This is a genomic window from Modicisalibacter sp., assembly GCF_055145905.1.
On record NZ_JBSREH010000013.1, the window covers coordinates 40,787 to 63,862 of the forward strand.

A 23,076-nucleotide genomic window follows, 5' to 3' on the forward strand; every position below is an offset into this window, starting at 1 on the left:
AGGCCCGGCGGTCACCCCGCATCGGGCGTTCGCCGGACCCACCAGGCGTAGACCAGCCCGGCCACCATCAGGGTGGCGGCGAAGGCATAAATGCCCACCGAGATGCCGCTGCCGACCAGGATGCTCCAGTCGCCGCCGGAAATCGCCAGGGCACGGCGCAGGTTGAACTCCATCTCCCCGCCCAGCAGCAGCCCCAGCACCACCGGCACGGCCGGCATGTGCAGCTTGCGCAGCCCATAGCCCAGCACGCCGAAGGCCAGCATGACGTAGAGATCGAAGGGGCTGTTGTTGAGCGAGTAAACGCCCACGAACGCCACCAGGATCACCACCGGCATCAGCAGCCACGAGGGCGCCCGCAGCACCCGGGCAAACAGCCCGACCAGCGGCACGTTGAGCACCAGCAGCATGACGTTGCCGATGAACAGCGCCGCCACCAGTCCCCACACCATGTCGGGCTGCTGATCGAACAGCAACGGCCCCGGCGTGATGTTCATGGACAGCAGCAGCGCCAGCAGGATGGCCGTGGTCCCGCTGCCCGGAATGCCCAGCGACAGCATGGGAATCAGCGCACCGCCGGCGGCGGCATTGTTGCCGGCCTCGGGGGCCGCCACGCCCCGCGGGTCGCCGTTGCCGAAATCACCCTGGCGCCCCAGCCAGCGCTTCTCCAGCGTGTAGGAGAGAAAACTGCCCAGCGAGGCCCCGGCGCCCGGCAGCACCCCGGCGATGAAGCCGATCAGCGAGCCGCGGGCGATGGTCGCCTTGCACGCCCCGGCGCGGCGCATGCCGGGGATCGCCGAGCCCAGCTCGCGGCTGGCGCCGGTGGTCTGGTGGCGATCCTCGAGGAACAGCAGGCATTCCGAGATGGCGAACAGCCCCACCAGCGCGGCGATGAAGTCGATGCCGTCGTACAGCTCGTACCAGCCGAAGGTGTAGCGTGACACCCCGCTCGCCGGGTCGAGCCCCACGGTGCCCAGCAGCAGGCCCAGGCAGGCGGCCAGCAGGCTCTTGGTGAAGCTGCCGCTGGTCACGCCGCCGATGGTGGCGAAGGCCAGCATGAACAGCGCGAAGTACTCGGCGGGGCCGAAGCGGATGGCAAACCCCACCAGCAGCGGCGCGAAGAGTGTCAGACCGATGGTCGCCACGGTGGCGCCGACGAAGGAGGCCACGGCGGACAGACCCAGCGCCTCGCCGCCGCGCCCCTTGAGGGCCATCGGATAGCCGTCGAGGGTGGTCATCATCGCCGGCTCGTCGCCGGGGATGTTGAGCACGATCGAGCTGATGCGCCCACCGTACATGGTGCCGTAATAGACGCTCACCAGCAGGATCAGCGCAGCGGTGGGCGACAGGCCGAAGTTGAACGCCAGGGGGATCAGCAGCGCCACGCCGTTGACCGGCCCCAACCCCGGCAGGGCCCCGATCAGCGTACCCACGGCACAGCCGATCAGTGCCAGGAACAGGTTCTGGGGTTCGAGAGCGACCGCGAACCCGTGCAGCAGAAAGCCGAGAATATCCATGTCATGCCCGCTCTCAGACGCCAAGCCCGGGGATGTCGGGCAACGGAATGCCCAGCGCGAACTCGAACAGCAGATACAGGATGACGGTCAGCGACGCGCCGCTGGCCAGGGCCTGCCGCCAGGCAGCATCGAACAGGCGCATCAACAGCACGCTGCCGACCAGCGTCGCCGGCAGGAAGCCCCAGGGTTCGAGAAAGGTGGCGTAGCCGCCCAGCAGCACCAGCAGCCCGGCCTGGCGCAGCAGCGCCGCGCGCCCGGGCCAGCGCGCATTGATGCCGGGGCGAATCAGCAGGTACAGCGCGAGCAGCCCCAGGGGGACGCAGACCAACCGCGGAAACACATCCGGCCCCACCGCCTGGCGAAAGCCGGTCACGAAGGTCCGGGCATGCCACCAGGCCGCCACCGCCAGCAGCACGAGCACGGCCCCGGCGATGCGATCGCCGAGGGCCGAGGCGTGAGACGAGGGGGGAGACACGTCCGCCGTCACTGGATGACCCCGATCTCCCGGGAGATGCTTTCGACCTTGTCGGCCGTGTCACGCACGAAGGTGTTGAACTCGTCGCCGCCGCGCCACAGCGGCACCAGGCCGTTGCGCTCGGCGACCTGCTTCCACTCCGGCGAATCGTAGAGCGTCTTCAGGGTGTCGACCATCGACTGGTAGTCGGCATCCGAGACATCACCGCCGGTATAGAAGCCGCGCCAGTTGTAGCCGGTCACGTCATAGCCCTGGGACACCGCCGTGGGCAGATCCTCGAAGGGCGGCGCCAGCGGCTTGTCGGCGAGCACGGCCAGCACCCGGACATCGCCCGACTTGATGAAGCCCGCGATCTCGCCCAGGTCCGTGGACACGGCGTCGACGTGCCCGCCCATCATCTGGGTCACGGCGGGGCCGCCGCCATCGAACTGCACCCAGCGCACGCTGCCGATCTGGTCATCGGGCAGTCCCGCCGCCTCGGCGAGCATCAGCGCACGGATATGGTCCCAGCCACCGACCCCGCTGGAACCGGCCATGACCACCGAGGAAGGGTCGTCGACCATCGCCTCGAGCAGGCCGTCGAGGGACTGGTAGGGGCTGTCGTCATCGACCAGCACCACGCCCACGTCGGTGCCCAGCATGCCCAGCCAGCGCATGGTATCGACGCCGCCGGGGTAGCGCCCCTGGGCGATCTGGGTGATCCCCACGGTGCTGGTGGCCACGATCAGGTCGCTGTCGTCGGCGCGCTTGCCGGCGACGTTGGAAAACGCCACCGCCCCGACCCCGCCGGGCATGTTGACCACCTTCACGGGGTTGTCGACCAGGTCGAGATCGTAGAGCAGCTTGCCGACACTGCGGCAGGTGAAGTCCCAGCCGCCGCCCGGGTCGGCCGGGGCAATGCACTCGCTGATGGGCAGCGCCTGGCTCGGCGTGCTGACGCTCAGGCCCAGCCCGAGCAGGGCCGCGGCGGCGACGGTGTGGAGAGATCGTGGAGAGATAGCCATATTGTTGTTCCTTGTGTCGGTGTCATCTCGTGGACGCTGGAATGTCGAGGGCTCCGATCACGCCCTCGTCGTGCAGTGCCTGGATTGCCGCTTCATCAAGCCCCAGCCCGGCCAGAATCTCGCGGGTGTGTTCCCCCAGGGCCGGCACATGACGGTAGATCGCGGCCGGCGCCTCGCTCATCTTCACCGGGAAGCCGGTGGTCGGCACCCGGCCGTGTTCGCCCTGGTCGAGCTCCAGACGCATCTGCTGGGCCTGAACCTGCGGATCGTCGAAGGTCTCGCGCAGGCTGTGGACGCGCCCGCAGGGCACCCCGGCCGCGTTGAGGTGATCGATCCATTCGGTCACGCGGCGCGTGCCGATGACCGCGTTGAGCCGTTCGCGCAATTCCTCGCGATGGGCCATGCGCCGGGCATTGTCGGCGAAGCGCGAATCCTCCAGCAGCTCGAGGCAGCCCAGCGCCCGCAGCAGGCGCTCGACCATGGCATCGTTGCTGGGCGCGATCGCCACGTCGCCGTCACTGGCCTTGAACAGGCCGTAGGGGTAGACCATCGGGTGGTCGTTGCCGGTGCGCGCCGGCACCTTGTCGGTGGCGAAATACTCGGCGGCGAGGTAGCCCATCATGCTGATCAGGCCGTTGGTCAGGGCGGTCTCGACGATGTCGCCCTGGCCGGTGCGTTCGCGGCGCACCAGCGCGGCACAGATACCGAAGGCCAAGTTCTGGCTGGCGACCATGTCGCTGAGCGGCGGCGCGGCGCGCATGGGCTCGCCATCGGCCGGACCGTTGACGCTCATGAAGCCGCTCATGGCCTGGGCGATGAAGTCGTAGGCCGGGCGGTCGCGATACGGCCCCTCGGAACCGAAGCCGTTGATGCGCCCCACTACCAGCCGCGGAAAACGCTCGCGCAGCGTGGCGTCGTCCAGTCCTATCTTGCCCAGCACACCGGGACGAAAGTTCTCGACCAGCACATCGGCATCCTCGAGCAGCCGCCAGAGGATCGCCTTGCCGCGTTCGCTGCGCAGGTCCAGCGTCAGCGAGCGCTTGTTGCGGTTGAACTGGGCGAAGTACCAGCTGAACCCCTTGACCTTGTTGCCCTGGGAGCGCACCACGTCGCCGCGCTGCGGCGGCTCGATCTTGATGACGTCGGCGCCGTGATCGCCGAGCATCTGGGTACAGAAGGGGCCGGAGATCACCCGAGTGAGGTCGATGACGCGAATGCCCTCGAGGGAGCCGGCGGTTGTCCGGGATGCCTCCATGATGCCTACCCCCGGGCCGTGGCGACGCTGCCGCCGTCGCTGAGCGCAAGCCGCGGGCCGGCCCTGGAGACCTGCGCGGGCAGCGCCCGCCCCATCAGCCGCGAGGCAAGTCCGGACGCCTCGATCAGGGTCGGCAGGTCGATGCCGGTGTCGATGCCCATCTCGGTGAGCAGATAGACCAGATCCTCGCTGGCGATGTTGCCGGTGGCCCCCGGCGCGAAGGGACAGCCGCCCAGCCCGCCGATAGAACTCTCGTAGCGGCTGACGCCGAGCGACAGCCCCTGCATCACGTTGGCCAGGCCGATGCCGCGGGTGTTGTGGAAGTGCAGGGTCGGCGACAGGGAAGGCGCCACCTCGCGCAGGTGGCGAATGCGTTCCGTGACCAGCGGCGGCGTCGCCATCCCGGTGGTGTCGCCCAGCGAGACATGGCGTGCGCCGAGATCGGCGAAGGCACGAGCGATGTCGCCGACCGCGGCGACATCGACATTGCCTTCGAAGGGGCAGCCGAAAGCCGTGGCGATGGCGCCGCGCAGCTCGACGCCACTGCCGTCGAGAAGGCGTGCCACGTCCGCGAAGCCCGCCAGTGAGGCGGCGATGTCGCGATTGACGTTCTTGGCGTTGTGGGTCTGCGAGGCCGACACGAACAGCACCACCGAGTCGACGCCGGCGGAAAGCGCGCGCTCGGCGCCGCGCACGTTGGGGACCAGCGCCGACCAGTGCACGCCCCGGACATCGTCCAGCGCCGCCACCAGTTCCGCCGCATCGGCCAGCGCGGGGACGGCCCGCGGGCTGACGAACGAGGTCAGCTCGAACTCGCGGACGCCGGCCGCCACCAGCGCACGCACCAGCGCCACCTTGTCCTCGGTACTCAGATGTTTCGCTTCGTTCTGCAGGCCATCGCGGAGCCCGACCTCGGTGACATTCACCCGAGAGGGCATCGGCGGGTACTGATCCATGGCAGGCGCGACCTCGTGAAACCGGATTGCCGTTGGTTACACGAGCCTACCCTTGCCAAGCCGCGTCGCAAAAGCGCGACTTTGGTCGTTCGTGACAGCCCCGGAACCCTGGACTACGCCACGCTGCCCGCCACCCTGTTCTCACACCTCGCCGCTCACTCCTCGGCCAGTGCCGGCAGCAGTACCTTCAGCTTGCCGGACCTGGTAAAGAGCGGGTGTTGCGCCCCCAGACCAGCCGTTCCAACTTCTACGGATGAGACGGCGACGTCGCTGTTCACTCCTCGGCCAGCGCCGGCAACAGCACCTTCAATTTCCGGGTCAGGGTGTTGCGCCCCCAGCCCAGCAGCTCGGCGGCCTCACCCTTGCGCCCGCCGGTGTGCTTGAGCGCGGTCTCGATGAGGATGCGCTCGAAGTCCGGCACCGCCTCTTCCAGCAGGTGGGTGTGGCCGGCGGCCAGGGCGCGGTCGGCCCACTCGCGGAAGGCACCACGCCAGTCGCCGCCGGCGGCTTCGGTACCCTCGACGTCGCGCAGCTCCGGCGGCAGGTCGTCGACGAGTACCTCGCGGCCCGAGGCCATCACCGTCAGCCAGCGGCAGGTGTTCTCGAGCTGACGCACGTTGCCGGGCCAGGCCAGCCGGGTGAGATGCTGCTCGGCCTCGCGGGTCAGCACCTTGGGTTCGGTGGCCAGTTCCCTGGCGGCTTCGGCGAGGAAGTGCTGGGCCAGCCGCGGGATGTCCTCGCGCCGTTCGGCGAGCCGCGGCAGATGCACGCGAATCACGTTGAGACGATGGAACAGGTCCTCGCGGAAGCGGCCGTCCTCGACCAGTTTCTCAAGGTTCTGGTGGGTGGCAGCGATGATCCGCACGTCGACCTTGACCGGGGTGTGGCCGCCGACACGATAGAACTCGCCGTCGGCCAGCACGCGCAGCAGGCGGGTCTGGGTATCGGGCGGCATGTCGCCGATCTCGTCGAGGAACAGCGTGCCGCCGTCGGCCTGCTCGAAGCGCCCGCGGCGCTGCGCCGAGGCGCCGGTGAAGGCGCCCTTCTCGTGACCGAACAGCTCGGACTCCATCAGGTCCTTGGGGATCGCCGCCATGTTCAGGGCGATGAACGGGTTCGCCTTGCGCGGGCTGTGCTGGTGCAGCGCCTGGGCGACCCGTTCCTTGCCGGTCCCCGACTCGCCGTTGATCAGCACGGTGATGTGCGACTGCGAGAGCCGCCCGATGGCGCGGAACACCTCCTGCATCGCCGGCGCCTCACCGATGATCTCGGCAGTCAGCCCCTCCGGCGCGCTGGCCGGCGCCTGGCGCTCGCGAGCATGCGCCACGGCGCGGCGCACCAGCGCCAGCGCCTCATCGACATCGAAGGGCTTGGGCAGGTACTCGAAGGCGCCACCCTGGTAGGAAGCCACCGCGCTGTCCAGGTCGGAATGCGCGGTCATCACGATCACCGGCAGGTCCGGATGACTCTCGCGCAGCCGTGCCATCAGGTCCAGGCCATCCAGCCCCGGCATGCGGATATCGGTGAGCAGCACGTCCGGCGGCTGGCGCAGCAGGCTTTCCAGCGCGGTGTCGGCGCGGTCGAAGCTGGTCACGTCCAGGTCGGGCTGGGCCAGGGCGCGCTCCAGCACCCAGCGAATGGCACGGTCGTCGTCGACGATGACGATACGAGCGGCGTCGGTCATAAAGCCCTCCAGCGGGTAACAGTGGGGGCGCCTCCGGCGCAGGTCACGAGAGGCGCACCGGCGGCGCGATGGGACGCCGGCCGGTTCATGCGGAACACGCCAGCGGGATCAGCAGGCGGAATTCCGTGCAACCGGGCTGCGAGTCGCACTCGACCAGTCCCTGGTGCTGGTGCAGGATCGACTGGGCGATCGACAACCCCAGCCCGCTGCCCTCGGCACGTCCCGAGACCATCGGATAGAACAGCGTCTCCTGGAGCGCGGGGGGAATCCCGGGGCCGTTGTCGATCACCGCCACCTCACAGACCAGCCGATGGCGCTCGGCGCCCAGGGTGAACTGGCGCCGGGCCCGGGTACGCAGCGTCAGGCGTGGCGCGTCGACGGCGCTCTCCTCCAGGGCCTGCACGGCGTTGCGGGCGACGTTGAGCACCGCCTGGATCAGCTGCGCCTCGTCGCCGTGCAGGTCCGGCAGGCTGGGGTCGTAGTCGCGTGCATAATCGACCCGCGGGTGCTCGGCCTCGAGCAGCGCCCGTACCCGCTCGAGTACCTTGTGGATGTTGAGCGGCTCGTGCCCGGCGGGGCGATTGGGGCCGAGCATGCGGTCGACCAGGTCACGCAGACGGTCGGCTTCCTCGACGATCACCCGGGTAAACTCGGCCAGCTGCGGGTCCGGCAGGTCGCGCTCGAGCAGCTGGGCGGCACCGCGGATGCCGCCCAGCGGATTCTTGATCTCGTGGGCCAGCCCCCGCGAGAGCACCTTGATGGTCTCCTGACGGGTGATCAGCGCCTCCTCCCGGGAGATACGTATCAGCCGGTCGCGGGGCTCGATCTCGAGCAGCAACTCCCGGTCCGACAGCGGCGTGGCCGTGAAGTCCACCGTGACCGGTTCCGTCCCGGCGGGCAGCAGTACGGCCTCACGCTGGGTAAAGGGATGCCGGGCCTCCAGCGCCTTGGTCAGCACCGCCGCGATGGCGCCGCCGTCGCCTTCCAGACAGTCCAGGCGTGTGCCCCTGACCCGGCTCTCGCTGACCGCCAGCAGCGCCTCGGCGGCCGGGTTCAGCCAGCGTACGCGCAGGGCGTCGTCCAGATAGACGACGGCGGTGGTCAGGTTCTCCAGCAGGCGTTGATACATGGGCGCTCTCCCGTGCGGGATGTGTCACGACAAGGACTGCAAGAAGCGCGCCATGCCGGGAAACCCGGCATTCAGCGGGATGAACGCCGATGGCGCGCCCCTTGACGCACCATTATGGTGCATTTGCTCGTGCAGGGCTGTGCCAAGGTGGCGAAATCGGTGTGTCGAGTGTGGTGAACAGCAAGCCGCCGCTCAGGGCGACCGGGCGGGATTGTTGGGGTTGGCAGGCAGATGGACGCTGGCGCGCTGCACGTAGAGGGTCACCGGCGCACTGCGATGGCGCACCCGGCCCTGGGCGTCGAGCAGCTCCGCCTGCAGGGTGTGCTCGCCACGCACCAGATCCGTGAGCATGAACACGCGCGCGTGCAGCGCCGACTGGCTGACCCGGCCATCGACGAGCAGGCGGACCTTGTGGTCCGGCCGCAGGGCGGGCTCGATGGCCAGCGCCACCTGCACGTTGCCGGCGGCGCCGGTAGGCAGCGTCTCGCCATCCTCGGGCTGTTCGATGCGGAAGGTGGTGTAGGGCATGAACGGCGTGTCGGCACTCGCCGGTTGCCGGGCCGTTTCGCGCTCGACATCACGCGCCGCGGGTTCGCGCACGGGGGCGGATGGCAGCACGCTCAGCGGCTCCAGCTCGACACGCTCGCCCTGTTCCACCGGTCGGTCGGTGAAGACCGCATTGCCCTGGGCATCGGTGGTGCGATAGACGCTGGCCGCCGAAACGACGCTCGGTGCCGCACCCGCTACTAGGCAGACGGCCAGCAGCATGGCCGGCAGGCAGCGGTTCATGGGAGCCCTCCTTGATGGCGTGACGACACGGCCGCGTGTCTCGTCCGAGTGTAACGCAAACAAAGAGCCCGCCGATTGGCGGGCTCCATGTCGCGACACGCCCGGCGCACCGCGCCGGCCGGAGGCGGGATCAGCAGCTGTAGTAGAGGTCGAACTCCACCGGATGCGTCGCCATGCGCAGGCGCTGGACGTCTTCTTCCTTGAGCTCGATGTAGGCATCGATCATGTCGTCGGTGAACACGCCGCCTTCGGTGAGGAAGGCCCGGTCGTTGTCCAGGGCTTCCAGGGCCTGATCGAGGCTGTTGGCCACGGTCGGCACCTGCTTGCCCTCTTCCGGCGGCAGGTCGTAGAGGTTCTTGTCCATCGCGTCGCCGGGATGGATCTTGTTCTTGATGCCGTCGATGCCCGCCATCAGCATCGCCGCGAACGCCAGGTAGGGGTTGGCGGTCGGGTCGGGGAAGCGAGCCTCGACGCGCTTGCCCTTGGGGCTGGCGGTGTAGGGGATGCGGATCGACGCGGAACGGTTGCGCGCGCTGTAGGCGAGCATGACCGGCGCCTCGAAGCCCGGCACCAGACGCTTGTAGGAGTTGGTGGAGGCGTTGGTGAAGGCGTTCAGGGCCCGCGCGTGCTTGATGATGCCGCCGATGTAGTACAGCGCCATCTCGGACAGGCCGGCGTACTCGTCACCGGCGAACTGGTTGGTGCCGTCCTTCCAGAAGGACTGGTGGACGTGCATGCCGGAGCCGTTGTCGCCGACGATCGGCTTGGGCATGAAGGTCGCGGTCTTGCCGTAGGCGTGGGCCACGTTGTGGACCACGTACTTCAGCTGCTGGACCTCGTCGGCCTTCTTGACCAGGGTGTTGAACTTCACGCCGATCTCGTTCTGGCCGGCGTTGGACACCTCGTGGTGATGGACTTCCACCGCCTGGCCGATCGCCTCCAGGGTGTTGCACATCGCGCTGCGGATGTCGTGGAAGCTGTCCACCGGCGGTACCGGGAAGTAGCCGCCCTTGACCCGCGGGCGGTGACCCAGGTTGCCGCCTTCCACGCTGGTGGAATCGGTGGCCCAGGCGCCTTCCTCGGAGGTGATCTTGTACATCGCACCCTGGAGGTCGGTCTTCCAGTGCACCTCGTCGAAGATGAAGAATTCCGGCTCCGGGCCGAAGAAGGCAGTATCGCCCAGGCCGGTGGACTGCAGGTAGGCCTCGGCGCGCTTGGCGATGGAGCGCGGGTCGCGCTCGTAGCCCTGCATGGTGGCCGGCTCGATGATGTCGCAGCGCAGCACCAGGGTGGCGTCCTCGGTGAACGGGTCGAGGAAGCCGGAGCCGTCCTCCGGGCGCAGGATCATGTCGGACTCGTTGATGCCCTTCCAGCCTTCGATGGAGGAGCCATCGAACATCTGGCCGTTCTCGAAGAACTCTTCATCGACGGCGCCGGCCGGAATCGTGACGTGCTGCTCCTTGCCCTTGGTGTCGGTGAAGCGCAGGTCCACCCACTTGACGTCGTGTTCTTCGATCAGGGCGAGTGTCTTCTCAGACATGATGTCCTCCACAAATGAGCCGATAGCTCGAATCGATGGCTTGCGTGTCCAGCGTCGTTGTAGCACGCCGCTTCAGGATTGCCCATGACGTGCCGTTCTGGCAAACGAAATGCAGACACCGTGCCAAAATGGCGCACCATTTATCGCTATCGTCGCAAGCCAATGAAATTCCGCCATAAAAGGCGACGCTGACAGTCTCGCCGAATAATGAAAGCGGTGATCCCAGTGTGGTCGGCATTTTTCACCGTCGACCTAATGCACCACAAAAGGTCATCAATTTTCATTGATGCACCATATCAGTGCATGCGCCTAAGATGGCGAAAACCCGGACGATCAATGGAGCATCTCAACCATCGACGGAGGGAAAAACCACCCGCGAATCGCCACAAAATCAGCAGGCTGCAAGTTGATACCCTTTGAAACCACCGGCTACGCTTTATTACAAACAACGCGCGGGACGGCAGGGCACGCTGACAAACCACTACCGAGCGCCAAGGGCGCGGTGCTTCGGGCGGCCGGCGACACGGCAACCGGTCGGCACCGTCACTGGACCGCCATTATGCATTCCTACAGTGTCATCCTTGACGCCCGCCGCGGTCATGCACGCCTGGGGCGCTGCCTGGCCGGCCTCGCGCGGGACTTCGGCCAGACGCCCACCCGTCACGAGATCTGGCTGCTCGTCGACAAGTCTCGCAGTCGCATCGAGCGGCTGGCCGAGGCACACGGCGCCCGGCTGCTGTTGCTGCCCGACCGGCCCCGAGGCCAGCGCCTCAATATCGTGGCCAATCGCAGCCAGGCCGACGTGCTGGCGTTTCTCGATCCGGCGACCGACCCACCCCCGGGCTGGCTGGCCCTGGTCGACCAGGCCCTGGCGTCGCAGTGGGACGTCGTCGCGCTGATCAGCGACGGCTGGCTCACCACTCACTGGCTGGCACGCCTGCCGGGCGGTGGCGGGCGGATTCGGCTGCTGGCGATGCGCCACAGCTGGTTCGAACGGGTCGGCGGCTTCGACCCGGATCTGGAAGGCACGGCCGAACGCGACCTGCTGGCCCGCCTGCGCGCCTGCCATGCCAGCGTGCTGCAGCGGCGCATGGGAGACGGCCAGCGCTCGGCAGGATGAGCGGTGCCGATGCCGGGGCTTGGGATAGACTGAGGGAACACGGAGGTGTCGCGCGCCGGACGCGCGGGGAGGGAAAACGCCATGAACGGCCTGGATATGGCTCAGGACCTGGCCTGCCGTCTGCGCGGCCACTGGCGGCGCAGCCAGGCGGAGCCCCTGTGGGGACGCAGCGCGATCCTCGTGCTGCCCCGCGTGCTGCCCAGCGATGCCGAGGCCCGGCTGCCGCATCGCGCCGCGTGGTGTCTGGGGCGCGAGAGCCTGGAGCGGCTGCTGCTCAACCTCAGCGACATCGCCCGGCTGGTCTGCCTGGGCACGGCGCTGCAGCCCCATCATGACCCGCAGGCCCGCATCACCCTGACCTTCGACGCCGGCTGGCGCAGCACCCTGGACGTGGCCATGCCGCTGCTCGCGCACTACGCCATCCCCGCCAGCGTGTTCCTGAGTACCGGATGGCTGCGTCATCCGCGCGGCAGCTGGCGCCTCACCATCGGCGAAGGCCTGTGGGAAGGGCGCGACGCCCGGCGCATCCACGACACGCTGGCCGATGCGGGCCTGCCCCGGCCACCCCTGCCACCGGCGAGCCCCGACACCGCCTACAGCCGCGCCCTGGCCCGCTACCTGACCCAGCTCGAAGGGCTGGACGCACGCCGCCTCGCCGCCGTGGCCGACTACCTGCACAACGAGCTGGGCCACGCGCCCCACAACCTCGACCCCTTCAGCATCCGCCGGCTGGAACACGAAGGGCTGGTGCGTTTCGGCGGGCGCGGCGTGGGTCTGAGCGACCTGGAACCGCTCGACGATGACGCCGTACGCCGCCAGGTGAAGGGCGCCCGCCGGGAACTCGCCCGGCTGTGTCGCGAGCCGCTGCCGATCTTCGCCTACCCCGACCGGCAGCCTTCCCCGCGCCTGCAGCGGCTCGTCAGCCAGTGCGGCGTCAGCCTGGCGCTGGCCGGGCAGGGTGGCTGGCTGTCGCCACGCAGCGACCCGCTTGCCCTGCCCCGCATCCCGCTGACCCAGCCGCTGGCGCAGAGCCCCGGGCGGCTGTTCGACTACCTGCTCGGACAGCTGTGAGCCCGAACACTCACGGCGACTGGTCCTGCTGGTTCTGCTCCATCATCTGGTAGAGCTGTTCGTGCATTTGCCGGGCGTTCTCCTGCATCTGGCGCCGCAGGCGGAAGATCTCCGCATAGACCTTGCCGGCCTGTTCCGGGTCCGCCTTGTCGTCCAGCGACAGCTCCCGCAGTCGCAGGCGCTGCTCCATCATCTTTTCCATCAGCGGCTGCTGCTCCTTGAAGAAGTCGCGCTGGATCTGGCGCAGCTCCTCGCGCTGGGGCCCCTGCAGCCACGCCGGATTGCCCATCATGCCGTGGCCGTACCAGCCGCCGGCCTCATCGTCATCGTCGTCCATCATGCCCGGGCCATAGCCCGCGCCATAACCGCCCATCATGCCCGGGCCCATGCCCGCGCCGTAGCCACCCATCATGCCCGGACCCATGCCCGCGCCGTAGCCGCCCATCATGCCGGGCCCCATGCCCGCGCCGTAGCCGCCCATCATGCCCGAGCCGTATCCACCGCCCCCCATCATGCCCGGCCCATAGCCGCCATGATCGAAGCGGCCGCCCTCGTTACCGTGGGCCAGTGCCAGGCCGGAGCCCAGTCCCAGCGACGCGGCCAGCAAGCCGCCCCAGAGCCATGCTTTCATCGATAACCTCCTCGCGAGTCGTCTCGAAAACGTGCCTCTCCAGACTAGAAAGAAGGGCGCCATGACGGCTTGACGGGGGTCAAGACAGCGACAAAGTGGTCGAAAGCCGCGGCGAATGGTGGCAGGGGCCGGGGGCTAGCCACTATAATGCGCCCCTTATTTCCCTGCAGGATCCCGTCGTGATCGAGAAACTTCGCAACATAGCCATCATCGCTCACGTCGACCACGGCAAAACCACCCTGGTCGACAAGCTCCTCCAGCAGTCCGGCACCCTGGACCGCAAGGCCGAGGGGCAGGAGCGCATCATGGACTCCAACGACCAGGAAAAGGAACGCGGTATCACTATCCTGGCCAAGAACACGGCGATCCGCTGGCAGGCACCCGACGACGAGGTCTATCACATCAACATCGTCGACACCCCGGGACACGCCGACTTCGGCGGCGAGGTGGAGCGCGTGATGTCGATGGTCGACTCGGTCCTGCTGCTGGTCGATGCCGTCGATGGCCCCATGCCGCAGACTCGCTTCGTCACCCAGAAGGCCTTCGATCAGGGCCTGAAACCGATCGTCGTGGTCAACAAGATCGACCGCCCCGGCGCCCGCCCCGACTGGGTGATCGACCAGATCTTCGACCTGTTCGACAACCTCGGCGCCTCCGACGAGCAGCTCGACTTCCCGATCATCTACTGCTCGGCGCTCAACGGCATCGCCGGCCATGAGCCGGACGCCCTCGCCGACGACATGACGCCGATGTTCCAGTCGATCATCGACATCGTCGAGCCGCCCAAGGTCGAGCTCGACGGCCCCTTCCAGATGCAGATCTCGGCGCTCGACTACTCCAGCTACGTCGGCGTCATCGGCCTGGGCCGCATCAAGCGCGGCAGCGTCAGCCCCAACCAGCAGGTCACGGTACTCACCAAGGAGGGCAAGAGCCGCCGCGGCAAGATCGGCCAGGTGATGACTCACATGGGCCTCGAGCGGGTGCAGACCGAGCAGGCGGAAGCCGGCGACATCATCTGCATCACCGGTATCGAGGATCTGGCGATCTCCGACACCCTGTGCGACCCGAACGCCGTCGAGGCGCTGCCGGCACTGACCGTCGACGAGCCCACCGTGTCGATGACCTTCCAGGTCAACGACTCGCCGTTCGCCGGCAAGGACGGCAAGTTCGTCACCAGCCGCAACATTCGCGACCGCCTCGAGCAGGAGCTGATCCACAACGTCGCGCTGCGCGTCGAGCAGGGCGAGTCGCCCGAGAAGTTCACCGTCTCCGGCCGCGGCGAGCTGCACCTCTCGGTGCTGATCGAGACCATGCGTCGCGAGGGCTACGAGCTGGCCGTGGGCCGTCCGGAAGTCATCATCAAGGAGATCGACGGCGTTCAGCAGGAGCCGTACGAAGAGGTCATCATCGACTGCGAGGAGCAGCACCAGGGCGCGGTGATGGAAGAGCTCGGCTACCGCAAGGGCGAGATGACCAACATGAACCCCGACGGCAAGGGGCGCGTGCGGCTCGACTTCATCATCCCCGCACGCGGGCTGATCGGTTTCCGCGGCCAGTTCCTGACCCTGACCTCGGGCACCGGCATCCTCACCAGCCGCTTCGACCACTACGGCGCGCTCAAGCCCGACGCCGCCATCGAACGGCGCAACGGCGTGCTGGTGTCGATGGTACCCGGCAAGGCCCTGGCCTACGCCCTCTACGCCCTGCAGGACCGCGGCAAGCTGATCATCGAGCACGGCACCGAGGTCTACGAAGGCATGCTGGTGGGCATCAACAACCGCGCCGACGACATGGTGGTCAACCCCACCAAGGCCAAGAAGCTCGACAACATGCGCGCCTCCGGCAACGACGAGAACATCGTCCTCACCCCGCCGGTGCGCTTCACCCTCGAGCAGGCGATCGAGTTCATCGACGACGACGAGCTCGTCGAGATCACGCCCAACCACATTCGTCTGCGCAAGAAACTGTTGACCGAGAACGAGCGCAAGCGCGCCCGCAAGAAGTAAGCACCACCTGCCTCACGACGAACCCGCCGGCGCCTCGCCCCGGCGGGTTTTTCGTTTCTTGATCTGCAACAGGTTTCGAAATCGTCCGGCGCACGACCGGGCCCGAAACTTGTCCCAGCGCAAATATCCACACAAATCGAAGGGCTATTGTTGCGGGGTTCATCCCGGCGGCGCGCCGTATCGCGCCGCCATGATCCACCGCTGTTCAGGAGACTCCGAGATGCGCACCCCTGCCCTGCTTTCCGCCGCCCTGCTCACCGGCGGCCTGATGACCAGCGCCACCGCCCTCGCCTACGGCCAGGGCGACCTGTTCACCCGCTTCGGTGTCGCCAAGGTCGACCCCAAGAGCGACAACGGCAACTTCAGCGACCTGGGGCTGGATGTCGACGTCGGCGACGACAGCGCCTTCGCCTTCACCCTCGGCTACCGCTTCACCGACACGCTGGGTATCGAGCTGCTCGCCGCCCAACCCTTCGAGCACGAGATCGCGCTCAACGGCGACAACCTCGCCTCCACCAAGCACCTGCCGCCGACCCTGACGCTGCAGTACTACCCGCTGGGCGGCACCGCCTCGCGCGTGCAGCCCTATCTCGGCGCCGGCATCAACTACACCCACTTCTCCGACGAGAGCCTCGATGTCGGCACGCTCAACCTCGACGACTCCTGGGGCGCCGCCGCCCAGGTCGGCGTCGACCTGCTGATCAACGAGCACTGGGCGCTCAACGCCGCCGCCTGGTACCTCGACATCGACAGCGACGCCACCGCCACCGTCGGCGGCGTGAACTACGACGCCAACGTCGAGATCGACCCGGTCGTGCTCATGGGCGGGCTCAGCTTCCGCTTCTGAGTCTTCAGGCCGCTCCGGCCGGCATGCCGGCCGGAGCGGCGCGCCACATCAGGGATGCGCCGCCGCGACGTTGACCCCGATCTCGTAGACCAGATCGCCGCCACGATCCGCGGTCATCAGCATCAGCACGACCCCCACCAGTCCCGCCACCGGCATGACCCAGGACAGCGCCCGGTTGAGGGCAATGCGCCGCCAGTAGACCACCGCCTGAACCAGGGTAAGCAGCCCGAACACGGTCAGGGTGGTCATCGCCAGCTCCTCGTGGGACTCGATGGGCGCCGCGGGGAAACCCTTCTCCCGGGCGATATCGAAGGCCGCATCGCCGAAGCCGGCCGCAACAAGGCCCCCGAGCGTGCCCAGCACCAGCAGCCACAGCGACGCCTTCTGCCAGCTTCGCCGTCGCTCGAACGTCTCCCCGCGCAACACCACCAGACACTGGCAGGCCACGGCCAGCAGCCAGAGCACGATGGGGAAATGAACCAGCATGGGGTGAATATGGGCCATCGACATCGGATACCTCCCGTTACCAGGGCGTGACCGCCGCACAGCCACGCATTAGCGTCCTTTCGCCACCTCAGCACAGCGCATGTGTCTTAACGCCGGCTTAACGACCGAATATCCGCCACCCCATGGGCGAGCCGCGAACAGCACGCTACCCTGACGGTAACCCCAACCCGCAACAGGAGTTTTGCATGCACAAGCACATCGAATGGGATTCCCCGGGCACCGGAAGCGTCAGCGCGCATTACGCCAAGGACCCCAACGACTACGGCGAGCCCCACCCCGGCAGCATCCTCACCGGCCGCTACCGCGGCGTCAGCGTGCGCGTTCGCGTCGAGGCCTACCGCGACGCCACCAGCATCGGCGAGGTGGTCGCCCTGATCGACCCCGACAGCGGCGAGCGCATGAAGAGCTTCGGCGATCTGGAGCTTGGCGACATGGTGCGCCTGCCCGACGACAAGCGGGCCTTTCAGCCGGCCGCCCCCGACGCCGACAGCTGAGACTCGGCACCCGCCCGTGTCAGGGCGCATGCTGAAACGCGGTGCCGGACGCACCGCGCTTCATCGGTCTGTTGTGTCGCGCGGTGCTGGTTACTCGAGCCAGCGACGAGACGCCGCCCGATTTCAGAGCCTCGTCGTGCCGCCCTTCGCGATGTGCTCGCCGCCTACCACAAGCTGCCCGATCGATTGGCAAAGCGCCCTGCGGCTTGACTACCTTGATTGGCGAATCCGCCAAACAGGAGACACCGATGGCCGATCTGGGAACCTGCGCCTGCGTGGGCTGCGAACACCAGGTCACCAGCGAGCAGAGCGCGATGAGCGAAGGCCAGGCCTTCTGCTGCTCGGCCTGCGCAGCCGGTCACCCCGACGGTATGTCCTGCATCCACGAGGGCTGCCCCTGCACCGAGCTCAACCGTCCGGCCGCCGGCGATCTGCCCCGCGACGGCGCCTGAGCCGAAACGCGTCGAAGAGGAAAACCGCACCCATCATTTCCGGCAAGGAGCGACCATGCAGAAACAAGCCCGTGTGGAACCGGTATTCGCCGCCCGTGACATGAACGAGAAGATCACCGGCTGGGTCGTGATCGACGAGAGCCAGCCCGACAACGAGAATGTCGTCTCCGAGCACGACACCCAGGACGAAGCGCTGCACGCCGCCGAGCGCTTCGAGAACGACGAGCACTGAACCTCTCAGCCCGCTCCGGCGGGCTGTCCGCCCTCGCCGAACGTCCCGCACCGGCTATACTCCACGAGCGGCATCCGCCGTCTTCGAGTACGCCCCCATGGCACTCAGTGTCATCACCTGCTTCGGCTTCCTCGCCTTGCAACTGCTGCTTCTCGCTCATATCGACCGACGGTTGAATGCCAGAACGCAAGCAACTGACGATTCCATCGAAACGTCTGCAAAAGGATCGGATCCTCAACCCTCTACACCGCCCGCCCCGATCAGGCGTGGATAGAAAAATGAGCGTCTTTTCCCTGTGTGGAAAGACGCTCGTATTCTCGAGACGTATTTTCCTACAGCAGGAACTGCTTTCTGGACTGTCTGGGCGGCAGCGAACGCAAACGATTATCCCCGCGCCTGCGGGGACCGGGCGGTGTTCTTGCGCGCCTTGCTGCGCAGCAGCGGGTTATCCCCGCATCTGCGGGGATCAGGCCTCGCGAACCTCGCGGCTCAGATGGGTGTTCGGGTTATCCCCGCGCCTGCGGGGATCGGACCTCGCGAACCTCGCGGCTCAGGTGGGTGTTCGGGTTATTCCCGCGCCTGCGGGGATCGGGCCGGTCGACCAGGTCAGGGCTTCGCCATGCACGGGTTATCCCCGCGCCTGCGGGGACCGGATCTCGTGCGGCAGCGCCTTCATCGACCCGTACGGCTTATCCCCGCACCTGCGGGGATCGGTCCACCATGGCCTTGAAGGCCAGGCCGAGGCGCGGGTTATCCCCGCGCCTGCGGGGATCGGACAACGAGCGCCTGAGCAACAGCTATCAGGATCGGGTTATCCCCGCGCCTGCGGGGATCGGGGCGGCTATCTGGTCATAACTCCGGGTCCAGTCGGGTTATCCCCGCGCCTGCGGGGATCGGTACCTCGATCTGTGGGACCGCGCCGCGGCGACCGGGTTATCCCCGCGCCTGCGGGGATCGGCATCACCTCGTTCTCGAAGCGCAGCTTCGCTGCGGGTTATCCCCGCGCCTGCGGGGATCGGTTTCTCGATCACCAGGCTGGTGGAGGAGATCCCGGGTTATCCCCGCGCCTGCGGGGATCGGATCCAGTCCGGCGCCCAGTCACTGCCGATGGGCGGGTTATCCCCGCGCCTGCGGGGATCGGCCGGAGAACGACATCACGCGCACCAAGGCCGACGGGTTATCCCCGCGCCTGCGGGGATCGGATCTCCATGTTCTCCTTGAACATGCCGAGATGCGGGTTATCCCCGCGCCTGCGGGGATCGGTAAGCTGCAGCTCGAGCTGATGAAGATGGCGCCGGGTTATCCCCGCGCCTGCGGGGATCGGCACACTATCGAACACAGCCCGCCTAGTGCGGGCGGGTTATCCCCGCGCCTGCGGGGATCGGCATTCAGCGGCTTCTCGCTCGCTGTAGTAACGCGGGTTATCCCCGCGCCTGCGGGGATCGGGACGCCTACGCAGAGGAACCGATGTCCCAGCCCGGGTTATCCCCGCGCCTGCGGGGATCGGATGGTGGCCCTAACCCATGGGTCTCCTGACTGCGGGTTATCCCCGCGCCTGCGGGGATCGGATCCTGACGCTGCTGGGCGAGATCGTCGGCGGCGGGTTATCCCCGCGCCTGCGGGGATCGGACAGTTAGTGACACAAGTCCTAGCGGAGCCGGCGGGTTATCCCCGCGCCTGCGGGGATCGGGACACGCTCAAGAAGAGCTACTGGAATGAACGCGGGTTATCCCCGCGCCTGCGGGGATCGGATCTGATTGATCGTCTCGAAGCTGGGAGACGTCGGGTTATCCCCGCGCCTGCGGGGATCGGTCCTGAGCGCACCATGCGAGAGGATTCCGTCGCGGGTTATCCCCGCGCCTGCGGGGATCGGTTCCCAGTGATGGCGTTGAATGCCTCAACAGCCGGGTTATCCCCGCGCCTGCGGGGATCGGAGAGCCACGGCATCAGCCGCAAGAGCGACGACCGGGTTATCCCCGCGCCTGCGGGGATCGGTATTCCCTGTCGCTGTGATCATCTGGCACGGGCGGGTTATCCCCGCGCCTGCGGGGATCGGCATCACCTCGTTCTCGAAGCGCAGCTTCGCTGCGGGTTATCCCCGCGCCTGCGGGGATCGGGGCGCGGTAATCCGCCGAGCGGAAGCGCGTGTCGGGTTATCCCCGCGCCTGCGGGGATCGGCCGGTGTGCAGCGCAGAGACCGGGGAGGACGACGGGTTATCCCCGCGCCTGCGGGGATCGGCTGCCGCTCGCTCCAGTTGCGTCATTTCGCTGCGGGTTATCCCCGCGCCTGCGGGGATCGGACACTCCAGCGTCCATTCCTCTGGCGCCATTCCGGGTTATCCCCGCGCCTGCGGGGATCGGACCTGACTCCATGACGTGGGCTCCGCATCAGGCGGGTTATCCCCGCGCCTGCGGGGATCGGCCGCCGGCACGTTTTGCGCGGCTGGCAGATTGCGGGTTATCCCCGCGCCTGCGGGGATCGGTACGCTTCGAGAATTTGGGACAGGGGGTGAGCCGGGTTATCCCCGCGCCTGCGGGGATCGGTTTTTTTCGAGGATGCCCTGGCTGTGGCACACCGGGTTATCCCCGCGCCTGCGGGGATCGGGAGCAGGCTGTTGAGGCGGACGGCTGCCGGATCGGGTTATCCCCGCGCCTGCGGGGATCGGCGAATCGCCCGTTGCGCCGGGGACAGGTCGGGCGGGGTTATCCCCGCGCCTGCGGGGATCGGTCGTCACCCCGCTGATCATCTCCGCCCCGGAACGGGTTATCCCCGCGCCTGCGGGGATCGGGGGCCAACCAGACAGATTCGGGGCAAAACAGGCGGGTTATCCCCGCGCCTGCGGGGATCGGCTTCCGCATAATCAGCGAGCTGCTGCCGGTCGCGGGTTATCCCCGCGCCTGCGGGGATCGGGTCTTGCCCGAGAGTTCGGTGATGGTCGGCCACGGGTTATCCCCGCGCCTGCGGGGATCGGCGCTCGAGGAACGCTTCGGCGTCGGCGTTGGCCGGGTTATCCCCGCGCCTGCGGGGATCGGCACCATGCTGGTGACTTTTTTCGCCCGGTTGCCGGGTTATCCCCGCGCCTGCGGGGATCGGTCGCGGTCGATGACCTCGGCGATCAGTCGCTGCGGGTTATCCCCGCGCCTGCGGGGATCGGCCGCTGACCACCTGGGAGCAGATCGTCTGGGACGGGTTATCCCCGCGCCTGCGGGGATCGGCTCCTGGCCGATTCGCTGGGCCGCGACGAGCCCGGGTTATCCCCGCGCCTGCGGGGATCGGGCCTTTCAGCAGGCGGCCAAATCGACTGCCGCCGGGTTATCCCCGCGCCTGCGGGGATCGGGCGTCGCGCATGTACGCCAACCGGGTGGGCGGCGGGTTATCCCCGCGCCTGCGGGGATCGGTTCAGTGTCTCCGAGACCGAGCCGGCAACCGACGGGTTATCCCCGCGCCTGCGGGGATCGGGGTAACGGTAGTCGACCAGGAAAACCGAGACCCGGGTTATCCCCGCGCCTGCGGGGATCGGGAGCGCAGCCAGGGCCGCGGCCAGGGTGGCTCCGGGTTATCCCCGCGCCTGCGGGGATCGGTTGCGGATGCGCTCGACGGCCATGCCGATCTCCGGGTTATCCCCGCGCCTGCGGGGATCGGCTCTCGACGACCATCGGGGCATAGGTGCGACCCGGGTTATCCCCGCGCCTGCGGGGATCGGGTCGAAATAGTCCATGACCGCGGAGGTCGACCACGGGTTATCCCCGCGCCTGCGGGGATCGGAGCCGCCGCCGGGTCGCAGGTCTCCGGCGTGGCGGGTTATCCCCGCGCCTGCGGGGATCGGCTGCGACAGACGATCCGCGCGGGCCTGAGCCACGGGTTATCCCCGCGCCTGCGGGGATCGGGGTGGCGCGCATGGCGATGGCGAAGATCTGGTCGGGTTATCCCCGCGCCTGCGGGGATCGGACCTCGGCGCTGTTCTCGGTCTCGAGGACCACCGGGTTATCCCCGCGCCTGCGGGGATCGGTCTCTGCCTTGCTAGCGTTCTGCGTCACGGGCCGGGTTATCCCCGCGCCTGCGGGGATCGGCGTCGCTTCGTGCACCCCGGGGCGGTGGTCACCGGGTTATCCCCGCGCCTGCGGGGATCGGGGTACCGGGGCCGTTCAACCCCGACAGCAACCCGGGTTATCCCCGCGCCTGCGGGGATCGGTTGCCTACCGCTACCAGCTGCTTGCCGGTCGCCGGGTTATCCCCGCGCCTGCGGGGATCGGTTCCATGTCGCCTTCTTCTTCATGGAACGTGTCGGGTTATCCCCGCGCCTGCGGGGATCGGGAAGCCCCCACCGCCCGCAAGGGTGGTGGGGGCGGGTTATCCCCGCGCCTGCGGGGATCGGGCCTTGCGGGGCAACTGCCCCACGGTGCCAGCCGGGTTATCCCCGCGCCTGCGGGGATCGGTCGTCGGGTTTCGGTGAGCAGGCGGTGTCGGGCGGGTTATCCCCGCGCCTGCGGGGATCGGATAAACTCCCTCGAGCTTCTCAGATCAATGTGCGGGTTATCCCCGCGCCTGCGGGGATCGGTCGCCGGTGCCCAGGAGCTGGTGCGCAAGGACCGGGTTATCCCCGCGCCTGCGGGGATCGGCCCGCAGTTCCCGTCGCCCCAGTGCGCGATCGCGGGTTATCCCCGCGCCTGCGGGGATCGGGTGAGCAGCGGCAGCTCCTCGACGATCTTCGACGGGTTATCCCCGCGCCTGCGGGGATCGGGGCGAAAGTGTCGGCAGCAACGACGAAGTCGTCGGGTTATCCCCGCGCCTGCGGGGATCGGCTTTACTGGTAGCGGGTAGTGGAGTCGAACCACGGGTTATCCCCGCGCCTGCGGGGATCGGGAGGTGCCCAATGCATCACGACGACGAGAAACCGGGTTATCCCCGCGCCTGCGGGGATCGGGTGCGGTGATGCTTGATGCTGGCCTGCGCGGTCGGGTTATCCCCGCGCCTGCGGGGATCGGTCGGCACCAGCCCGCTGCTCTCCAGCAGCGCCCGGGTTATCCCCGCGCCTGCGGGGATCGGACCGCAGTTCCCGTCGCCCCAGTGCGCGATCGCGGGTTATCCCCGCGCCTGCGGGGATCGGCTTGCCGCGTCGCGGTCACACTATCTCGGCAGCGGGTTATCCCCGCGCCTGCGGGGATCGGTGTTCGAGCGCAAGCTGCTCAACAAGAAGCAGCGGGTTATCCCCGCGCCTGCGGGGATCGGCGCGCCGGCCTCGAGCGCGTCGATCCCTGGGACGGGTTATCCCTGAAGTGGACCCCGAAATTCGGACCAGGCGCTAAGCTCTGATCATTCCGACAGGAGAACCTGATCATGAGCAGGAAACGCAGGCAATACAGCGCCGA

Annotated in this window: 18 protein-coding genes and 1 CRISPR repeat array; of the genes, 7 read left to right on the forward strand and 11 right to left on the reverse strand. The window is 67.9% G+C overall.

Annotated elements, in window-relative coordinates:
- Positions 1 to 11: 11 nt before the first annotated feature.
- The 9 genes from ACTCB7_RS04870 to glnA all read right to left on the reverse strand — a co-directional run bounded on the left by ACTCB7_RS04870 (position 12) and on the right by glnA (position 10,346).
- Positions 12 to 1,514, reverse strand: a complete 1,503-nt coding sequence (locus ACTCB7_RS04870) for a tripartite tricarboxylate transporter permease (RefSeq protein ID WP_224415967.1) — start codon at positions 1,512 to 1,514, stop codon at positions 12 to 14.
- Positions 1,515 to 1,527: 13 nt separating this feature from the next.
- Positions 1,528 to 1,989: a tripartite tricarboxylate transporter TctB family protein gene (locus tag ACTCB7_RS04875; RefSeq protein ID WP_463005754.1), complete on the reverse strand. Its 462-nt coding sequence runs from the start codon at positions 1,987 to 1,989 to the stop codon at positions 1,528 to 1,530.
- An 8-nt stretch (positions 1,990 to 1,997) separates the two neighbouring features.
- Entirely contained in the window at positions 1,998 to 2,993 is a 996-nt protein-coding gene (locus ACTCB7_RS04880) for a Bug family tripartite tricarboxylate transporter substrate binding protein (protein ID WP_463005755.1), read from the reverse strand.
- Between the two features lie 22 nt (positions 2,994 to 3,015).
- On the reverse strand, positions 3,016 to 4,248 hold the full coding sequence (locus ACTCB7_RS04885; protein WP_463005756.1) for a CaiB/BaiF CoA transferase family protein: 1,233 nt from the start codon (positions 4,246 to 4,248) through the stop codon (positions 3,016 to 3,018).
- Positions 4,249 to 4,253: 5 nt separating this feature from the next.
- On the reverse strand, positions 4,254 to 5,204 hold the full coding sequence (locus ACTCB7_RS04890; RefSeq protein ID WP_463005757.1) for a hydroxymethylglutaryl-CoA lyase: 951 nt from the start codon (positions 5,202 to 5,204) through the stop codon (positions 4,254 to 4,256).
- A 274-nt stretch (positions 5,205 to 5,478) separates the two neighbouring features.
- Entirely contained in the window at positions 5,479 to 6,888 is a 1,410-nt protein-coding gene (gene glnG, locus ACTCB7_RS04895; RefSeq protein ID WP_463005758.1) for a nitrogen regulation protein NR(I), read from the reverse strand.
- A gap of 85 nt (positions 6,889 to 6,973) precedes the next feature.
- Positions 6,974 to 8,017, reverse strand: coding sequence for a nitrogen regulation protein NR(II) (gene glnL, locus ACTCB7_RS04900; protein ID WP_463005759.1), 1,044 nt, complete (start codon positions 8,015 to 8,017; stop codon positions 6,974 to 6,976).
- A 192-nt stretch (positions 8,018 to 8,209) separates the two neighbouring features.
- Complete coding sequence (locus tag ACTCB7_RS04905) at positions 8,210 to 8,806, reverse strand: DUF4124 domain-containing protein (protein ID WP_463005760.1); 597 nt, start codon at positions 8,804 to 8,806, stop codon at positions 8,210 to 8,212.
- A 130-nt stretch (positions 8,807 to 8,936) separates the two neighbouring features.
- A complete protein-coding gene (gene glnA / locus ACTCB7_RS04910) occupies positions 8,937 to 10,346 on the reverse strand; it encodes a glutamate--ammonia ligase (RefSeq protein ID WP_463005761.1) in 1,410 nt (469 codons plus the stop codon).
- A 559-nt stretch (positions 10,347 to 10,905) separates the two neighbouring features.
- Here glnA and ACTCB7_RS04915 point away from each other — a divergent pair.
- Positions 10,906 to 11,466, forward strand: a complete 561-nt coding sequence (locus ACTCB7_RS04915) for a glycosyltransferase family A protein (protein ID WP_463005762.1) — start codon at positions 10,906 to 10,908, stop codon at positions 11,464 to 11,466.
- Positions 11,467 to 11,547: 81 nt separating this feature from the next.
- The gene (locus ACTCB7_RS04920) at positions 11,548 to 12,537 is read left to right on the forward strand and encodes a polysaccharide deacetylase family protein (protein WP_463005763.1); all 990 of its coding nucleotides are present in this window, start codon (positions 11,548 to 11,550) and stop codon (positions 12,535 to 12,537) included.
- A 10-nt stretch (positions 12,538 to 12,547) separates the two neighbouring features.
- On the opposite strand, the gene ACTCB7_RS04925 is transcribed toward ACTCB7_RS04920, so the two are convergent.
- Entirely contained in the window at positions 12,548 to 13,168 is a 621-nt protein-coding gene (locus ACTCB7_RS04925; protein ID WP_463005764.1) for a Spy/CpxP family protein refolding chaperone, read from the reverse strand.
- 179 nt (positions 13,169 to 13,347) lie between these two features.
- Here ACTCB7_RS04925 and typA point away from each other — a divergent pair, with 179 nt between their 5' ends.
- Together typA and ACTCB7_RS04935 are read left to right on the forward strand one after the other, a co-directional pair.
- Positions 13,348 to 15,174, forward strand: coding sequence for a translational GTPase TypA (gene typA / locus ACTCB7_RS04930; protein ID WP_463005765.1), 1,827 nt, complete (start codon positions 13,348 to 13,350; stop codon positions 15,172 to 15,174).
- 220 nt (positions 15,175 to 15,394) lie between these two features.
- A complete protein-coding gene (locus ACTCB7_RS04935) occupies positions 15,395 to 16,021 on the forward strand; it encodes an OmpW/AlkL family protein (RefSeq protein WP_463005766.1) in 627 nt (208 codons plus the stop codon).
- Positions 16,022 to 16,069: 48 nt separating this feature from the next.
- Here the strand turns inward: ACTCB7_RS04935 and ACTCB7_RS04940 are convergent, their stop codons facing one another.
- Positions 16,070 to 16,531 carry a DUF2231 domain-containing protein gene (locus ACTCB7_RS04940; protein ID WP_463005767.1) on the reverse strand — a complete coding sequence of 154 codons (462 nt, stop codon included), beginning with the start codon at positions 16,529 to 16,531 and terminating at the stop codon, positions 16,070 to 16,072.
- Positions 16,532 to 16,713: 182 nt separating this feature from the next.
- Between ACTCB7_RS04940 and ACTCB7_RS04945 the strand changes: the two genes are divergently transcribed.
- From ACTCB7_RS04945 to ACTCB7_RS04955, 3 genes are all read left to right on the forward strand, one after another.
- Positions 16,714 to 17,022: a hypothetical protein gene (locus ACTCB7_RS04945; RefSeq protein WP_463005768.1), complete on the forward strand. Its 309-nt coding sequence runs from the start codon at positions 16,714 to 16,716 to the stop codon at positions 17,020 to 17,022.
- A gap of 248 nt (positions 17,023 to 17,270) precedes the next feature.
- On the forward strand, positions 17,271 to 17,474 hold the full coding sequence (locus ACTCB7_RS04950; protein WP_463005769.1) for a hypothetical protein: 204 nt from the start codon (positions 17,271 to 17,273) through the stop codon (positions 17,472 to 17,474).
- Positions 17,475 to 17,529: 55 nt separating this feature from the next.
- Positions 17,530 to 17,706, forward strand: coding sequence for a hypothetical protein (locus ACTCB7_RS04955; protein ID WP_463005770.1), 177 nt, complete (start codon positions 17,530 to 17,532; stop codon positions 17,704 to 17,706).
- A gap of 380 nt (positions 17,707 to 18,086) precedes the next feature.
- Positions 18,087 to 22,936: direct repeats of the CRISPR family, unit length 29 nt; unit sequence CGGGTTATCCCCGCGCCTGCGGGGATCGG.
- Positions 22,937 to 23,076 lie beyond the last annotated feature (140 nt).

Excerpts from the sequence above, each read along its gene's own strand:
- ACTCB7_RS04870 (WP_224415967.1), bottom strand. The coding sequence starts at position 1,514 with ATGGATATTCTCGGCTTTCTGCTGCACGGGTTCGCGGTCGCTCTCGAA.
- ACTCB7_RS04880 (WP_463005755.1), bottom strand. The coding sequence starts at position 2,993 with ATGGCTATCTCTCCACGATCTCTCCACACCGTCGCCGCCGCGGCCCTG.
- ACTCB7_RS04885 (WP_463005756.1), bottom strand. The coding sequence starts at position 4,248 with ATGGAGGCATCCCGGACAACCGCCGGCTCCCTCGAGGGCATTCGCGTC.
- ACTCB7_RS04890 (WP_463005757.1), bottom strand. The coding sequence starts at position 5,204 with ATGGATCAGTACCCGCCGATGCCCTCTCGGGTGAATGTCACCGAGGTC.
- glnG (WP_463005758.1), bottom strand. The coding sequence starts at position 6,888 with ATGACCGACGCCGCTCGTATCGTCATCGTCGACGACGACCGTGCCATT.
- glnL (WP_463005759.1), bottom strand. The coding sequence starts at position 8,017 with ATGTATCAACGCCTGCTGGAGAACCTGACCACCGCCGTCGTCTATCTG.
- ACTCB7_RS04905 (WP_463005760.1), bottom strand. The coding sequence starts at position 8,806 with ATGAACCGCTGCCTGCCGGCCATGCTGCTGGCCGTCTGCCTAGTAGCG.
- glnA (WP_463005761.1), bottom strand. The coding sequence starts at position 10,346 with ATGTCTGAGAAGACACTCGCCCTGATCGAAGAACACGACGTCAAGTGG.
- ACTCB7_RS04915 (WP_463005762.1), top strand. The coding sequence starts at position 10,906 with ATGCATTCCTACAGTGTCATCCTTGACGCCCGCCGCGGTCATGCACGC.
- ACTCB7_RS04920 (WP_463005763.1), top strand. The coding sequence starts at position 11,548 with ATGAACGGCCTGGATATGGCTCAGGACCTGGCCTGCCGTCTGCGCGGC.
- ACTCB7_RS04925 (WP_463005764.1), bottom strand. The coding sequence starts at position 13,168 with ATGAAAGCATGGCTCTGGGGCGGCTTGCTGGCCGCGTCGCTGGGACTG.
- ACTCB7_RS04935 (WP_463005766.1), top strand. The coding sequence starts at position 15,395 with ATGCGCACCCCTGCCCTGCTTTCCGCCGCCCTGCTCACCGGCGGCCTG.
- ACTCB7_RS04940 (WP_463005767.1), bottom strand. The coding sequence starts at position 16,531 with ATGTCGATGGCCCATATTCACCCCATGCTGGTTCATTTCCCCATCGTG.
- ACTCB7_RS04945 (WP_463005768.1), top strand. The coding sequence starts at position 16,714 with ATGCACAAGCACATCGAATGGGATTCCCCGGGCACCGGAAGCGTCAGC.
- ACTCB7_RS04950 (WP_463005769.1), top strand. The coding sequence starts at position 17,271 with ATGGCCGATCTGGGAACCTGCGCCTGCGTGGGCTGCGAACACCAGGTC.
- ACTCB7_RS04955 (WP_463005770.1), top strand. The coding sequence starts at position 17,530 with ATGCAGAAACAAGCCCGTGTGGAACCGGTATTCGCCGCCCGTGACATG.